This window comes from Thauera aromatica K172, assembly GCF_003030465.1.
GTDB lineage: Bacteria > Pseudomonadota > Gammaproteobacteria > Burkholderiales > Rhodocyclaceae > Thauera > Thauera aromatica.
In genome coordinates, this window is sequence record NZ_CP028339.1 from 1,923,578 (window position 1) to 1,938,834 (window position 15,257).

The window sequence follows — 15,257 nt, forward strand, 5'->3', positions numbered from 1 at the left end:
CAATTATCAAAAAGTAATGCTCGGGCGAGCCTTACCATGATCAAGAGGCATCGGCTGATGGGGGAAGACCATGGGCAGGCGATTATCCTGGTTGCACCGTATTCTCGGTGCCATGCTGCTGATGGCGGCAAGCGCCCTGGCAGGGGCGAGCGCTACCGGAACGGCGGATCACGCTAAATTCGACGGGCTCAAGGGGCCGTTCAGGACCGGCGCAGAAGTGACCCGCGCCTGCCTCGCCTGTCATACCGAAGCGGCCCGGCAGGTGATGGCGACCCGGCACTGGAGCTGGGAGTACGTCAATGCCGATACCGGCCAGAAGCTGGGCAAGAAGACCATGCTCAACGGCTTTTGCATCGGCAACCGCTCGAACGAGCCCTTCTGCCAGTCCTGTCATGTCGGCTACGGCTGGAAGGACGAGACGTTCGACTTCACCGCCGAAGATGCGGTCGATTGCCTGGCCTGCCACAACACCGGCGGCTATCGGAAACTGGCGGGATTCGCCGGCCACCCGCCCTATGAGCGCATCGAATATCCGGCGAAATCCGGCAAATTCATCGATGCGGTCGATCTCGCCAAGGTGGCGCAGCAGGTCGGCGCGACTTCGCGCCAGACCTGCGGGGTCTGCCACTACTACGGCGGTGGCGGGGACGGCGTCAAACACGGCGATCTCGATTCCTCGCTGAACAAGGCGACGAAGGAACTCGACGTGCATATGGCGCAGGATGGACTGGACTTCAGCTGCGCCAGTTGCCACGAGGCGGATCGGCACAAGGTGGCCGGCAGCCGGATCAGCATGACCGGGGCGGACCCTCACGGGGCGCTGATCCGCGGGCAAAAGACCGAGCGCAATCCGGCCAGCTGCCAGGCCTGCCATGGCGACCGTCCACACAAGGACGGCTTCGTTCAGGCCGGACGCCTGAATGATCACACCCGCACGCTGGCGTGCCAGACCTGCCACATTCCCGAATTCGCCCGCGGCGGCGTGCCGACCAAGATGGGCTGGGACTGGTCTGCGGCAGGCAAGCTGACTCCCGAAGGCAAGCCCTACCAGCTCAAGGACGACCGCGGGCACGTGGTCTACGACAGCAAGAAGGGCGAGTTCGTGCTGGGCCAGAACGTAAAGCCCGACTACATCTGGTTCGACGGAACGGTCACTTACACGCAGCCGGAAACGAAGATCGACCCGAGCGCACGGGTGGCGATCAATACGTTCCATGGCACCCCGGGGGCCGCCGAGGCGCGAATCTGGCCGGTGAAGACCTTCCACGGCAAGCAACCTTACGATACCGAGTACCTGACCTTGCTGGTGCCTCATACCGCAACGCCGGACGACACCGCCTTCTGGTACAACTTCGACTGGGCAAAGGCGCTGAAGGCCGGAGCGGATGCGAGTGGCCAGCCCTACAGCGGAAAATTCGCCTTCGTCGAGACTTCGATGCTGTGGCCGATCACCCATATGGTCGCGCCGAAAGAGCGCGCCCTCGGCTGCGCCGAGTGCCACGCCGACGGCGGCAGGTTGGCTGCGGTGCCGGGAATCTGGATGCCGGGGCGCGATCGCGACCCCTTGCTCGATCGCCTCGGCTTCGGTCTCGCCGGGCTGATGCTGCTGGGCGTTGCCGGCCATGGCGGCCTGCGCTTCCTGACGCGCAACAGGCGCAAGCACCGCGAGGAGAACTGAGATGAGCGAGCGCCTTTATCTGTTCACCCGCTTCGAGCGCTTCTGGCACTGGACCCAGGCGGGATTGATCGTCGTCCTGCTGTTTACCGGTTTTGCCATTCACGGAAGCCATCGACTAATCGGATTCCGCAAGGCGGTCGAGGCTCACGAGATCGCCGCGTGGCTGCTGATCGCCCTGTGGATCTTCGCGATCTTCTGGCACTTCACCACCGGGGCGTGGAAGCACTACATCCCGACCCTCGAAAACGTCGACAGAATGGTCCGCTACTATGTCTCCGGAATTTTTACCGGAGCGCAGCACCCCTACAAAGTCACGCTCGAACGCAAGCACAACCCGCTGCAGCGCCTGGCCTACCTCGGTGTCAAGCTGGTGATCAACCCCTTGCTCTGGGCTTCGGGCCTGCTCTACCTGTTCTGGGGGCGTGTGGAAGGCACGTTGCCCGGGGCGCTGGGCCTGCAACAGGTCGCGACGATCCACACCCTCGGCGCCTTCCTGATGCTGGCGTTCCTGATCATCCACGTCTATCTGGCGACCGTGGGCCGCACTCCGCTCGCTCACATCAGGGCGATGATCACCGGATGGGAAGAGATTCACGGAGACGACACGGCAGGGCGCGGGATTTCCCGGATCGACCGCAAGGCATGACACAATGGCGCGCTTGCGTTGCCACCGGATGGAAATGGACTCTTCCGGCGGCGCACGGACCGCACGCTGTTGATGCATGACCCGAATCCAGAGCCTTTACCAAGATGACTTCCGACCAGCCCGATACGGCCGCCGCCGCGCAGCCTTCTTCCCCTGCCACCGAACCCTCTGCAAAGAAGTCCCGGGGTATCGATTCCCGCGCCATGCTCAAGCGTTTGCAGGCGGAAAGCGCGGCTTTCCGTGATTGCAAGCCCCTGGCGCTGAAGATCGACGCCAGCATTCTCGAGCGCTTTCCAGAGTTCGATCGCAAGAGCCTGCGCGCGGCCCTGCGCATCCATACTGCCTCGACCCGTTATCTCAAGGCGGTGGAGCGCAGTGCCGAGCGTTTCGATCTCGACGGCAAGCCTGCCGGAGAAGTGACTGCCGAGCAGCGTAATCATGCCGCCACGACACTGAAGGAACGATTCGCGACCGTCGCCCGGCAACAACGCGAGCAGCGCGAGGCAGAAGAGGCCGAACGCCGCCGCGATGAAAAGCTGCGCGAGCTGGTGAATAAGTTCGGCCGGTGACGCGATGCCGCCCTGGCGGTGGCAGTCAGTGCGGATCGCCCGCCAAGGCCTCCGCGCGTGCCAGCCAAGCTGCGGCAGCTGCTGCGACCGCCACTGCGAGCCCTCCGCCAATATGCCCCGTTCCGATCATCAGACCTGCGATCAGGCCCATCCCGATCAGGCTGCGTGTGGTTCCGGTTTCCATGCTGACGGCCTCCCAGATGCTTTCGACTTGATAACTGTATATAAATACAGTTATCAATGCAAGCGCCTCGGAGTGCCGGGCTTTGCGGGCTTGGGCTATAATCCCGCTCCGTCGCCGGCATAGCTCAGTTGGTAGAGCAGCTGATTTGTAATCAGAAGGTCGTGGGTTCGATTCCTATTGCCGGCACCAGTTTTTTTATGCAGCAGCAGATTAAAAACTTGCTTTTCTATGCTGCCTTGTATATAGTGTTGTTTCTCCGACGCGGGGTGGAGCAGTCTGGCAGCTCGTCGGGCTCATAACCCGAAGGTCGCAGGTTCAAATCCTGCCCCCGCAACCATACCTAGATACAGGCCGACAGCGATTGCTGCTCGGCCTGTATTGCTTTCTGCTCGAAGAAGAGGTCTCTTCGATCAGGGGCTCGCGTTCCTCGACATTTCATGCTCCCGCTTTTCGATCTGCCCAGCCCTTTTCCCGACGAGCCCGGACGGATCCGCCTGCTGGAGCCTGCCGACAGCGATGCTGCTGGGCTGGCGGCGCGCTTGCTCGACGGCAGTTACGACAAGCCCTTCGTGCTGGAAAACGGAGGATTGCGGGCACTGCATTTCGGCCTCGGTTACGTGCAGAGCGTAATCCGTATCGCCGATCCGGCGGTGCTGGAGCTGGGCTATGCCCAGCGCATGATGGCGTTCCTGCTGTTCAACCCGCGTCCGCGCCGGCTCATGATGCTGGGCCTGGGCGGCGGTTCGCTGGCGACGTTCTGCCACCGCTACTTGCCGGGGGCGCAGATGACCGTGCTGGAGATCGACGCGCACGTGATCGCGCTGCGCGAGCTGTTCGGGGTTCCGCCCGATGATGAGCGCCTGCAGGTAATCCATTGCGACGGCGCCCACTATCTTGAGGATACGGACGAGCGCTGCGATGTGCTGCTGGTCGATGCGTTCGGCGCCGATGGGGTGAGCAGCGCGTTCCTCGAGGGCGACTTCTACGAACATGCCCGCCGGCGGCTGACTGGAAAAGGGGTGCTGGTGATGAACATCGCCGGCGACAAGCGGGATTACGCGGCGCACGTCGCGCGCTTGCTCGATGTTTTCGACGAGCGTGTCATCGCCATGTCGGTGCGCGAAGACGGCAATTACATCCTGTTTGCGTTCCGTGACCCCGCGTTCGAGCCGCGCTGGAAGTGGATGCGCACGATCGCCCTGGGCCTGCAGGGACGTTTCAAGCTGGACTTTCCTGGCTTTGCCCAGCATCTCGAGCGCGGCCAGGTGCTGCGCCTGGCACAACGCCTGGCGCGCTGAATGCGATTCAGCCTGGCCTCTGCAGGGAGAGGGCTGGTGAAGCCCTCTGCCCTGCGTCGGCGGTGTGCTTACTTGAAGGTCGGGTCGAAGGGCAGGCCGACGTAGTTTTCCGCGATCGTCGTCTTGCCGGCAGTGGAACTCATCAGGTAGTCGAGCTCGGCGAGCTGGATTTTGTGCTCGATCGGATCCTCGTTGAACTTGTGCATGATCGAGGTGAACCACCACGAGAAGCGCACCGCAGCCCACACCCGGCGCAGCGCGGTCTCCGAGTAACGGTCGAGCAGGTCGTCACGGCCCTCGTTGTAGTGCGCGATCAGCGCGGTCGACAGGTAGTACATGTCGGAGGCCGCCAGGTTGAGGCCCTTGGCGCCGGTCGGCGGCACGATGTGGGCGGCGTCGCCGACTAGGAACATGTTGCCGAAGCGCATCGGTTCGGCGACAAAGCTGCGCAGCGGGGCGATGCTCTTCTCGATCGACGGGCCGGTGACGAGATTGGCGGCGATGTGCTCGGGCAGACGCTTCTTCAGTTCGTCCCAGAAGCGCTCGTCGGACCAGTCCTCGATCTTTTCGTCGAGGCCGACCTGCAGGTAGTAGCGGCTGCGGGTGTGGGAACGCATCGAGCACAGGGCGAAGCCGCGCTTGTGGTTGGCGTAGATCAGCTCCTCATGCACCGGCGGGGTCTCGGAGAGCAGGCCGAGCCAGCCGAAGGGGTAGATCCGCTCGTACTCGGTGATCATGTCGCGCGGCACGGCGGCGCGCGAGGCGCCGTGGTAGCCGTCGCAGCCGGCGATGTAGTCGCAATCGATGCGAGTCTGCTGGCCGTCCTTGACGAATTCGAGCTGCGGCCGGCCGTCGAGGAAGCCGGTCGGGTGCACGTCGCGGGTCTCGAAGATCACGGTGATGTTGTCGTCTGCGAGCACCGCGTCGTACAGATCCTTGGTCAGCTCGGTCTGGCCGTACACCATCACCTGCTTGCCGCCGGTCAGCGATGCCATGTCGATGCGCTCCTCGCGGCCGTCGAAGGTCAGCACGATGCCGTCGTGGAGCAGGCCTTCCTTGTCCATGCGCTCGCCGACCTTGGCGCGGCGCATCAGATCGGCCATGCCCTGTTCGAGGATGCCGGCGCGGATCCGCGCCTCGACGTATTCACGGGTCTGGCGCTCGAGGATGACGCTGCGGATGCCTGCGAGGCTGAGCAGGCGGGCGAGGCACAGGCCCGAGGGGCCGCCGCCGATGATGCCGACTTGGGTTTGCATGAGTCTCTCTCCTGGTTGGGATGTCGTCTTGGTGGACGGTTTCAACTATAGGAGGGAAAAACGCTTTTGGCTTGAATTGCTTGAAGGTAATGCTTGTACTTTTGGAAGCTTTCTGCAAGCTCGGGTAGGATGTGCTGCGAACCTTTCTGGAGTCTCTCCATGATCGAATCCAGAGTGCCCAGCTACAAGCTTTTCGGTGAGACGGAGCTCTGGCCCACGCCCGAGCCGGTGCACTATGAAACGATCGCCGAACGGAGCGCGCTATACGACTGGGAGATTGCCCCGCACAGCCACGACTCGCTGATTCAGATCACTTTTCTCGAGGAAGGGGAGGTGCGGATGGTATTCGAGACAGAAGTCTTCGAACTGCTTACGCCGTGCCTCGTCATGGTTCCGGCACGGCATATCCACGGCTTCCGCTTTAGTCCCGGTGTGGTCGGGCACGTGCTGACCCTGCCGCAGTCGTTGCTCGGCGAATTGCTTGCACTTTCCGCTGATCTCCGCAGCGCGTTCGACAGCCTGCGCTATCTCCCCCTGGCGGGGGATGCGGAGGGCTACGGGCGCATGCGCTTACGCTTCGAGCAGTTCCATCGAGAATATGCCGGCCGGGCGGCGGGGCGGATCAGCATGCTGATGGCGATCCTCGCGATCGTCCTGATCGAACTTGCCCGCGCAGGCGGAATCGGCACCGAGCGCACCGCCCAGGACCGGATCCGGCACCGCGTCGAGCGCTTCACCGAGCTGATCGAAGCCCATTTCCGCGACTGGCAGCCGGTCGGTTTCTATGCCGGGCGCCTCGGTGTCTCGGCCCAGCAGCTCAATGCCAGCTGCCGCCGCGAAACCGGCCGCAGCGCGCAGGCGATGATCCACGACCGCCTCCATCTCGAAGCACGCCGCCTGCTGGCGTACTCCGACCTGGACGTCACCGGCATCGGCTATGCCCTCGGTTTCCGCGATCCGGCCTATTTCTCGCGCTTTTTCCTGCGCCGGCAAGGGGTGCCGCCCTCCGAGTTCAGGCGTATCCATGCCGGACGGCAGGCGCTGCCATGAGGCTCCCGCTTCCGGATTGGCAAGGGCAGGTTCGCCGCTGCGGCACGAATCGCCGGTCATCGAAGTCTCCACTTGGCGTGTTGTGCACTATTATGCACACAAATACGCTATACGCTATTTTTTTATAGATTTGTATCATGCGTTCCGGTGGACCGTGGGCCTCGATCGCGCTCGCCGCCAACGAAGCGGCGCGGCCGGGCGGTGAACGCAGCGGCGGGGCCCCGTGATAATCTCCCGCCCCGTCCCGCGTTCCCTTCCCGATCCTTCACCATCCATACGAGGATGCCCCGATGCCGAAGCTGAAGACCGTTGCCGTGTCCCTTGCCCTGTCCGCCGCCCTCGGGGCCCACGCCGCCGCCCCGATCAAGGTCGGGATGGCGCTCGACATCTCCGGCCCCTTCGCCACCATCGGCGCCGAGACCCGCGACGGCTTCAACCTGGCGATCGAGAAGCTCGGCGGCAAGCTCGGCGGCGTCGAGGCCGAGTTCCTGCAGACCGACTTTTCCGGCAACCCGGAGCAGGCCAACCAGCTCGTCAGCCGCTACCTGCAGCGCGACAAGATCGACTTCTTCACCGGCCCGGTCGCTTCCAACTCCGCGCTCGCGGTGGGGCCGGCGCTGTTCGCCGCCAAAGTGCCCTTCCTGTCGAGCAACCCGGGGCCGAGCCAGTACGCCGGCAAGCAGTGCAACCCCTATTTTTTCGCTGTCTACCAGAACGACAGCTATGACGAGGCCGCAGGCAAGGTCGCCAACGAGAAGGGCTACCGGAATGTGGTGCTGATCGCTCCCAACTACCCGGCGGGCAAGGATCACCTGAATGGTTTCAAGCGCCTCTACAAGGGGGAGATCCGCGACGAGATCTACACCAAGGTGGGCCAGATCGACTATGCCGCCGAGATCGCCCGGATCCGCGCCGCGAAGCCCGATGCGGTGTATTTCTTCCTGCCGGCGGCGATGGGGATCAACTTCATCAAGCAGTACGTCGGCGGCGGACTGAAGGACATCGCGCTGATCGCGCCGGCTTTCTCGGCCGAACAGGACACCATCGCCGCGGTCGGCGAGCCCACCCTCGGCGTGTATAACACCGCCCACTGGGCCCACGATCTCGACGTGCCCGCCAACAAGGCCTTCGTCGACGCCTTCCGCAACAAGTACGACGGCCGTTACCCGACCGTGTACGCCGCCCAGGCCTACGACGTAGTCATGGCGATGGACGCCGCAGTGCGCGCGGTGGGGGGCAAGGTCGAGGATCGCGAGGCGGTGGTCGCCGCCTTGAAGAAGGCCGATTTCGATTCGGTGCGCGGCCGCTTCAGCTATGGCGTCAACAACTATCCGGTACAGAACTACTACCTGCGGGTGGTGGAAAAAGGCGCCGACGGCACGATCACCAACCGCCTGGTCGGGACCGTGCTGGAAAAGCACCAGGACGCTTACGTCGGCGACTGCCGCCCGTAAGGCCGGGAGGGGGCCGGCACGGCGGTGCCGGCGTGCCCTCCGGACAGAGCTCCGCCCATGGATTCCATCTTCCTGATCGAGCAACTGCTGAACGGCGTTGGCTACGGGCTGATGCTGTTCCTGCTCGCCGCCGGGCTGACCCTGGTGTTCGGCATCATGGACACCATGAATCTCGCACACGGCTCGCTCTACATGGCCGGAGCCTACATCGCCGCGCGCGTTCATGAAGCCAGCGCCAGCTTCACCGCCGCCGTTGCCGCCGCGGTCGCCGTGACCGTGCTCGCCGCGCTGGCCCTGGAGTGGGCGATCGTCCGCCGCTTGTACGCGCGCGACCATCTCGCCCAGGTCATCGCCACCTTCGGCATCATCCTGATCGCCGACGACGCGGTGAAGGCGCTCTGGGGGCCATCGCCGGTGATGGCGGCGATGCCCGCCGCACTGAGCGGGCCGGTGCAGCTGCTGCCCGGCCTGCCCTATCCGGCGTATCGCCTGCTGCTGCTCGGCGCCGGTCTGCTGGTGGCGGCCGGGCTCTACCTGCTGGTCAATCACACCCGGCTTGGCATGCGGGTGCGCGCCGGTGCCTCCAACCGGACGATGGCGAGTTACATGGGAGTACGGGTGGGGCAGGTGTTTTCCTTCGTGTTCGTGCTCGGCGCGGCGCTCGCCGCCTTTGCCGGTGCGCTGATGGGGCCGATCAGCGCGGTGCAGATCGGCATGGGTGAGGCGATCCTGATCCCGGCGCTGGTGGTGATCGTGATCGGCGGCATCGGCTCGGTGCGCGGTGCCTTCATCGCCGCGCTGCTGGTCGGCGTGGTCGATACCGCCGGGCGCGCCTTCCTGCCGCCGCTGCTGCGCACGATGCTGCCACCCGCGCTCGCCGCCGACCTCGGACCGGCGCTTGCCGGCATCGCGATGTACCTGCTGATGGCGGCAGTGCTGATCCTCAAGCCGGCGGGGCTGTTCCCCGCGCGCGCCTGAGCGGGTGGCGCGGGCATGGGCAGGAAGGTCATGAACGACGACGCGGGCGCACGCTTGCCGCCGTCCTTCCGCGCGGCGGCCGACGGCGCCGGCGGAGAGGATGCCGGCGGACAGGATGCCGCACGCCCCGCCCGCGCCGGTGCGCGCCTGCTGCCCTGGGCCTTGCTGGCGGTGCTGGCGCTGCTGCCGGTCGTCGGCTCCGCGCTCGGGCTCGATTACTACGTCGGTTTCGTGCGCCGCTTGCTGATCGTCGCGATCGCCGCCACCAGCCTCAATTTCATTCTCGGCTACGGCGGCATGGCGGCCCTCGGTCATGCCGGCTTCATCGGCGTGGGGGCCTACACGGTAGTCGCCCTGGTCGATGCCGGAATCGACTCGGCCTGGCTGGCGTGGGCGGCGGCGCTGCTGCTGTCGGGGGGCGTGGCGGCGGCGATCGGGGCGGTTTCGCTGCGCACGCGCGGGGTGTATTTCCTGATGATTACGCTGGCCTTCGCCCAGATGCTCTACTACCTCGCGGTGTCGCTGAGCGCCTACGGCGGTGATGACGGCTACGGCCTGCATGTGCCGCTCGTGTTCGGCGGCGGACTCGGCACCGGCCACGCGCACGTCTTCTTCTGGGTGGTGCTGGCGATCGCGGCGCTGGTGTTCGCGTTCGCCAGCCGGCTCGCCGGATCGCGCTTCGGCTACGCGCTGATGGGGATCCGCGACAACGAAACGCGCATGGTCGCGCTCGGCTACCCGGTGTTCCGCCTCAAGCTCGTCGCCTTCACCGGCGCCGGCGCGCTGGCCGGGCTGGCCGGAGCATTGCTCGCCAGTCACAGCAATTTCGTCAGCCCCTCGTTGATGCACTGGACCGAATCCGCGCTGCTGCTCGTCATGGTCGTGGTCGGCGGCCTGGGTCGGCGCTGGGGGGCCGTGCTCGGGGTGACGGTGTGGCTGGTGCTCGCCGAGGCGCTCAAAGTCTGGACCGAATACTGGCATTGGCCGCTCGGCGTGCTCTTGCTCGTGGTCGTCTTCTTTGCGCCGCGTGGTCTGGCGGCGCTCGCCGAGCGCAGACGGGGGGCGGCATGAGTGCGCCCGCACGGTTGCGCAGCGACAGGAGGGGAATCCGGTGAGCCTGTTCGTGGCCGACCGTCTGGTCAAGCGCTTCGGCGGCCTGCTCGCCACCGATGCGGTCAGCCTGGCCGTCGACCAGGGTGAAGTCCATGCCCTGATCGGTCCCAACGGGGCGGGCAAGACTACGCTGGTCAATCTGATTTCCGGCCTGTTGCCAGCGGACGCCGGCCGTCTGGTGCTCGACGGGGTCGAGCTGACGGCGATGGCGCCGCATCGGCGGGTGCAGCACGGTCTGTCGCGGTGTTTCCAGATCACCAGCGTGTTCGGCGGGCGCAGCGTGTTCGACAACCTGCTGCTCGCGGCACAGGCCCATGCCGGCTCGAGCTTCCGCTTCCTGCGCCGGCGCGCGGCCGAAACCGGTTTGCACCGGCAGGCGCTCGAGCTCGCCCAGATGCTGGGGCTGGAGGCGGTGTTGCACCGGCTTGCGGCAACCCTGCCGCACGGCCTCCAGCGTCGGCTCGATCTTGCCCTCGCGCTTGCCACGCGGCCCAAGCTGCTGCTGCTCGACGAACCGATGGCGGGGATGGGGCCGGACGATTCGCAACAGATGGTGGCGCTGATCCGGCGCCTGCGCGAACGCACCGCGATCCTGCTGATCGAGCACGACATGGACGCGGTGTTCCAGCTCGCCGACCGCATCTCGGTGCTCGACTACGGACGCGTGCTGGCTTGCGGTGATCCAGCGTGGATCCGCGCCCATCCGCAGGTGCGGGCGGTGTATCTGGGCACCGAGGAGGGTGTGTGAACGACCGGACGCTACTTGCCGGCTGCGGTCTGGAGGCCGGCTACGGCCCCAGCCAGGTTCTGTTCGGGCTCGATCTGGAGATTCGTGCCGGCGAGGTCGTGACCCTGCTCGGGCGCAACGGCATGGGCAAGAGCACCACGATCAAGACTCTGATCGGCGGCCTGCCGCTGCGTTGCGGCGAAGTCCGCTTCGGTGGCCGGCCGATCCATGGCCTGCGCGCCGATGCCATCGCCCGTCTCGGGGTGGCGGTGGTGCCGGAGGGGCGGCAGTGTTTCCCTAACCTGACCGTGCGCGAGCACCTGATCGCCTTTGCCGACCGCCGCAACGACAGCGCCGCGCCCTGGACGCTGGAGCGGCTGTACGCGCTGTTTCCGCGCCTGCGCGAGCGTGCCGGGCACATGGGCAACGAGCTCTCCGGCGGCGAACAGCAGATGCTGGCGATCGCCCGTGCGCTGTCGACCAATCCGCGCCTGCTGATCCTCGACGAAGCCACCGAAGGCCTCGCTCCGGTGATCCGCGAGGAAATCTGGCAGTGCCTGGCCCAGCTCAAGGCCGCCGGCCAGACTACGCTGGTGGTGGATAAGTACGTCGAGCGCCTGCTCCGTCTGGCCGACCGCCACTTCATCCTCGAGCGCGGTCGCATCGTGTGGCGCGGCTCTTCCGCCGAGCTCGACGCCGATCGCGCCCTGTGGCAGCGCTACCTCGGCGTGTAGCGACGGCGTCCGTCCCCGCCGGCGGCCGGCAAGGCGGGTGTGTCACCGGCTGCGGGCGATCGCCGGGTACGTCGCCAAAGCCGGAGCGGGCGTGGCGATCGGTTCAGGCGCGGGCCACTTCGGCCAGCAGCCACTCGCGGAAACGGGTCAGCGCCGGGCGCTCGGCCTTGCGCTCGGGCACGATCAGGTAATAGGCGCGCGTGCTCGGGAAGCTGCAGTCGCAGGGGGTCATCAGGCTGCTGGCGGCCAGTTCGTGCTGGATCAGGAAGGGCGGGATGAGGGCAACGCCCATGCGCTCGATGGCGGCCTGGGCGAGCATGGAAAAAAGCTCGAGGCGCATCCCCGCCATGTCCTGGTCGGTATTCACTTTGGCCGATTCGAACCAGTGGCGCCAGGCGTAGGGGCGGGTGGTCTGCTGCAGCAGCGGCAGGCGGGCGATCTCCGCCGGCGACATCTGCGCGCGCGCGCCCGGAAGGGCGGGGCTGCACACCGGGACCGGATATTCGCGCATCAGGAAGTGCGCCTCGGTACCGGGCCAGCCGGCATCGCCGAAGTAGATCGCGGCATCGTATTCGGTCTGGTCGAAGAGGAAAGGGCGGGTCTGGGTGCTCATGTTCACCACCACCTCGGGGTTCTGCTGCTGGAAGCCGGAGAGGCGGGGAATCAGCCAGCGGGTGGCGAAAGTCGGCACCACGGCGAGGTCGAGCGTGGTGCCGGTGCCGTGGTGGGCCATCACCGACAGGGTGTCGCGCTCGATCGCATCGAGCCGGGGGGCGATCTGGCGACTGTAGCTCAGCCCCGCCTCGGTCAGCTGCACGCCGCGCCGGGTGCGGCGAAACAGGGCGACGCCGAGAAAGCTTTCCAGGGTGCCGATCTGGCGGCAGATCGCGCTCTGGGTCAGCGCGAGTTCCTCCGCGGCGCGGGTGAAGCTTTCATGCCGGGCGGCGGCTTCGAAGGCGAGGAGGGCCGCGGTGCTGGGAATTTTCTTGCGCATGGGCCGTCGAGATGCTTCACGAAGTGAATTAAAAGCACAGATTACTTCATAAATATCGCTTGAAACCAGGGTGAACGAGCAATACTATGCGTTCCACGCACAGGCAGGCGCCTGCAAACGACACTGGAACGCAACAGGAGATAGGCATGGCTTCGAACAAGGCGACGTTCAACTGGGAAGATCCGCTGCTGCTGGACCTTCAGCTCACCGAAACCGAACGCATGGTGCGCGATACCGCCCGTGCCTATTGCCAGGAGCAGCTGCTGCCGCGCGTGCAGGAAGCCTTCCGTCACGAGAAGACCGATCCCGCGATCTTCCGCGAAATGGGTGAGCTCGGTCTGCTCGGCCCGACCATTCCCGAGCAGTACGGCGGCTCGGACATGAACTACGTCTGCTACGGCCTGATCGCGCGCGAAGTCGAGCGCGTCGACTCCGGCTACCGTTCCATGATGAGCGTGCAGAGCTCGCTGGTGATGGTGCCGATCAACGAATTCGGCACCGAAGCGCAGAAGCAGAAGTACCTGCCCAAGCTCGCCACCGGCGAATGGATCGGCTGCTTCGGCCTGACCGAGCCGAACCACGGCTCCGACCCCGGCAGCATGGTCACCCGCGCCAAGAAGGTCGCCGGCGGCTACAGCCTGTCGGGCAGCAAGATGTGGATCACCAACAGCCCGATCGCCGACGTGTTCGTGGTGTGGGCCAAGGACGACGAAGGCCAGATCCGTGGCTTCATCCTCGAGAAGGGCGCCAAGGGCCTGTCCGCCCCCGCCATCCACGGCAAGGTCGGCCTGCGCGCCTCGATCACTGGCGAGATCGTCATGGACGAAGTGTTCGTGCCGGAAGAAAACGCCTTCCCCGACGTGCGCGGCCTGAAGGGCCCCTTCACCTGCCTGAACTCGGCCCGCTTCGGCATCGCCTGGGGCGCGCTCGGCGCCGCCGAGGCCTGCTACGAGACCGCCCGCCAGTACGTGCTCGACCGCAAGCAGTTCGGTCGCCCGCTCGCCGCCAACCAGCTCATCCAGAAGAAGCTCGCCGACATGCTCACCGAAATCACCCTCGGCCTGCAGACCGTGCTGCGCGTCGGCCGGATGAAGGACGAAGGCATCGCGCCGGTCGAGATCACCTCGATCGTCAAGCGCAACTCCTGCGGCAAGGCCCTGGACATCGCCCGCGTCGCCCGCGACATGCTCGGCGGCAACGGCATCTCGGACGAGTTCTGCGTCGCCCGTCACCTGGTGAACCTGGAAGTGGTCAACACCTACGAAGGCACGCACGACGTCCATGCGCTGATCCTCGGCCGCGCCATCACCGGCATCGCCGCCTTCAGCAACTGAGTCGCAGCGAAAGCATCATGTCCGGCGCCCTCTCTCACCTCCGCGTCCTCGACCTGTCGCGCATCCTCGCCGGCCCCTGGGCCGGGCAGATGCTGGCCGACCTCGGCGCCGACGTGATCAAGGTCGAGCGCCCGGGAGTCGGCGACGACACCCGGGGCTGGGGGCCGCCGTGGCTCAAGGACGAGCAGGGGGCGGAGACTTCGGTCGCTGCCTACTACCTGTGCGCCAACCGCAACAAGCGCTCGATCACGATCGACATCACCCGTCCGGAAGGGCAGGCGCTGGTGAGGAAGCTCGCCGCCGAATCGGACGTCGTGCTGGAGAACTTCAAGGCCGGGGGCCTCAAGCAGTACGGCCTCGACTACGACAGCCTGAAGACGGTCAATCCGCGCCTGGTCTATTGCTCGATCACCGGCTTCGGCCAGGACGGGCCGTATGCGCCGCGCGCCGGCTACGACTTCCTGATCCAGGGCCTGGGCGGGCTGATGAGCCTGACCGGCCGCCCCGATGGTGAAGACGGTGGCGGGCCGATGAAGGTCGGGGTGGCGCTGACCGACATCCTCACCGGGCTGTACGCCACCAACGCCGTGCTCGCGGCGCTGGCCTGGCGGGAAAAGAGCGGGGAAGGGCAGTACATCGACCTCGCCCTGCTCGACGTCCAGATCGCCTGCCTGGCCAACCAGGCGATGAACTATCTTGCCACCGGGCAGAACCCGAAGCGGCTGGGCAATGCGCATCCGAACATCGTGCCCTACCAGGACTTCCCGACCGCCGACGGCTACATGATCCTGGCGATCGGCAACGACGGCCAGTTCGCCCGCTTCTGCGAGGCGGCCGGACAGCCGGCGCTCGCCGCCGATCCCCGTTTCGCCACCAACCGGGCGCGGGTGGAAAACCGTGCGGTGCTGATTCCGCTGCTGAAGAAGCTCACGGTGGAGCGCAACACTGGCGACTGGATCGCCATGCTCGAGGCGCTGGCCGTGCCCTGCGGGCCGATCAACACCCTGGCTGACGTCTTCGCCGACCCGCAGGTGGTGGCGCGCGGGATGAAAGTGACGATGCCGCACCCGGCCGCCGGGAGCGTGCCGCAGGTGGCGAGCCCGATGAAGCTGTCGGCCACGCCGGTCGACTACCGCCTGCCGCCGCCGATGCTCGGTGAGCACACCGAGGCCATTCTGGCCGGAACGCTCGGCCTCGACGCCGAAACCATCGCAGGCCTGCGCGCAAGCGGCGTGGTCTGAA

General features: G+C 66.0%; 15 protein-coding genes and 2 tRNA genes. 14 read left to right on the plus strand and 3 right to left on the minus strand.

Features of this window, described 5'->3' with window-relative positions; translation table 11 throughout:
* Nucleotides 1–91: 91 nt before the first annotated feature.
* The 3 genes from Tharo_RS09120 to Tharo_RS09130 all read left to right on the plus strand — a co-directional run bounded on the left by Tharo_RS09120 (nt 92) and on the right by Tharo_RS09130 (nt 2,893).
* Nucleotides 92–1,678 carry a tetrathionate reductase family octaheme c-type cytochrome gene (locus tag Tharo_RS09120; RefSeq protein WP_245880864.1) on the plus strand — a complete coding sequence of 529 codons (1,587 nt, stop codon included), beginning with the start codon at nt 92–94 and terminating at the stop codon, nt 1,676–1,678.
* Nucleotide 1,679: 1 nt separating this feature from the next.
* Nucleotides 1,680–2,324, plus strand: coding sequence for a cytochrome b/b6 domain-containing protein (locus Tharo_RS09125; RefSeq protein ID WP_107220923.1), 645 nt, complete (start codon nt 1,680–1,682; stop codon nt 2,322–2,324).
* A gap of 104 nt (nt 2,325–2,428) precedes the next feature.
* Nucleotides 2,429–2,893, plus strand: coding sequence for a ProQ/FINO family protein (locus Tharo_RS09130; RefSeq protein ID WP_107220924.1), 465 nt, complete (start codon nt 2,429–2,431; stop codon nt 2,891–2,893).
* A gap of 25 nt (nt 2,894–2,918) precedes the next feature.
* On the opposite strand, the gene Tharo_RS17560 is transcribed toward Tharo_RS09130, so the two are convergent.
* A complete protein-coding gene (locus tag Tharo_RS17560) occupies nt 2,919–3,077 on the minus strand; it encodes a hypothetical protein (RefSeq protein WP_159051677.1) in 159 nt (52 codons plus the stop codon).
* 113 nt (nt 3,078–3,190) lie between these two features.
* Between Tharo_RS17560 and Tharo_RS09135 the strand changes: the two genes are divergently transcribed.
* The 3 genes from Tharo_RS09135 to Tharo_RS09145 all read left to right on the plus strand — a co-directional run bounded on the left by Tharo_RS09135 (nt 3,191) and on the right by Tharo_RS09145 (nt 4,375).
* A tRNA-Thr gene (locus Tharo_RS09135) sits at nt 3,191–3,266 on the plus strand.
* A 71-nt stretch (nt 3,267–3,337) separates the two neighbouring features.
* A tRNA-Met gene (locus tag Tharo_RS09140) sits at nt 3,338–3,414 on the plus strand.
* A gap of 100 nt (nt 3,415–3,514) precedes the next feature.
* Entirely contained in the window at nt 3,515–4,375 is an 861-nt protein-coding gene (locus Tharo_RS09145; protein ID WP_107220925.1) for a fused MFS/spermidine synthase, read from the plus strand.
* Between the two features lie 68 nt (nt 4,376–4,443).
* On the opposite strand, the gene pobA is transcribed toward Tharo_RS09145, so the two are convergent.
* On the minus strand, nt 4,444–5,631 hold the full coding sequence (gene pobA / locus Tharo_RS09150; RefSeq protein WP_107220926.1) for a 4-hydroxybenzoate 3-monooxygenase: 1,188 nt from the start codon (nt 5,629–5,631) through the stop codon (nt 4,444–4,446).
* A gap of 159 nt (nt 5,632–5,790) precedes the next feature.
* On the opposite strand from pobA, the gene Tharo_RS09155 reads away from it, so the two are divergent.
* The 6 genes from Tharo_RS09155 to Tharo_RS09180 all read left to right on the plus strand — a co-directional run bounded on the left by Tharo_RS09155 (nt 5,791) and on the right by Tharo_RS09180 (nt 11,687).
* On the plus strand, nt 5,791–6,681 hold the full coding sequence (locus Tharo_RS09155) for a helix-turn-helix domain-containing protein (protein WP_107220927.1): 891 nt from the start codon (nt 5,791–5,793) through the stop codon (nt 6,679–6,681).
* A 290-nt stretch (nt 6,682–6,971) separates the two neighbouring features.
* A complete protein-coding gene (locus Tharo_RS09160; protein ID WP_107220928.1) occupies nt 6,972–8,135 on the plus strand; it encodes an ABC transporter substrate-binding protein in 1,164 nt (387 codons plus the stop codon).
* Nucleotides 8,136–8,192: 57 nt separating this feature from the next.
* Entirely contained in the window at nt 8,193–9,113 is a 921-nt protein-coding gene (locus Tharo_RS09165; RefSeq protein WP_107220929.1) for a branched-chain amino acid ABC transporter permease, read from the plus strand.
* A 30-nt stretch (nt 9,114–9,143) separates the two neighbouring features.
* Entirely contained in the window at nt 9,144–10,184 is a 1,041-nt protein-coding gene (locus Tharo_RS09170) for a branched-chain amino acid ABC transporter permease (RefSeq protein WP_107220930.1), read from the plus strand.
* Between the two features lie 40 nt (nt 10,185–10,224).
* Complete coding sequence (locus Tharo_RS09175; protein ID WP_107220931.1) at nt 10,225–10,974, plus strand: ABC transporter ATP-binding protein; 750 nt, start codon at nt 10,225–10,227, stop codon at nt 10,972–10,974.
* A complete protein-coding gene (locus tag Tharo_RS09180; RefSeq protein ID WP_107220932.1) occupies nt 10,971–11,687 on the plus strand; it encodes an ABC transporter ATP-binding protein in 717 nt (238 codons plus the stop codon). The genes Tharo_RS09175 and Tharo_RS09180 overlap by 4 nt, the downstream gene beginning before the upstream one ends.
* A 103-nt stretch (nt 11,688–11,790) precedes the next feature.
* On the opposite strand, the gene Tharo_RS09185 is transcribed toward Tharo_RS09180, so the two are convergent.
* Nucleotides 11,791–12,681, minus strand: a complete 891-nt coding sequence (locus tag Tharo_RS09185) for a LysR family transcriptional regulator (protein WP_107220933.1) — start codon at nt 12,679–12,681, stop codon at nt 11,791–11,793.
* Nucleotides 12,682–12,827: 146 nt separating this feature from the next.
* On the opposite strand from Tharo_RS09185, the gene Tharo_RS09190 reads away from it, so the two are divergent.
* Both Tharo_RS09190 and Tharo_RS09195 read left to right on the plus strand, forming a co-directional pair.
* Nucleotides 12,828–14,015, plus strand: coding sequence for an acyl-CoA dehydrogenase (locus Tharo_RS09190; RefSeq protein WP_075149123.1), 1,188 nt, complete (start codon nt 12,828–12,830; stop codon nt 14,013–14,015).
* A gap of 17 nt (nt 14,016–14,032) precedes the next feature.
* Nucleotides 14,033–15,256 (plus strand): CaiB/BaiF CoA transferase family protein, encoded by a 1,224-nt coding sequence (locus tag Tharo_RS09195; RefSeq protein ID WP_107220934.1) that lies wholly within the window; start codon nt 14,033–14,035, stop codon nt 15,254–15,256.
* The last annotated feature ends 1 nt before the right edge of the window (nt 15,257 follow it).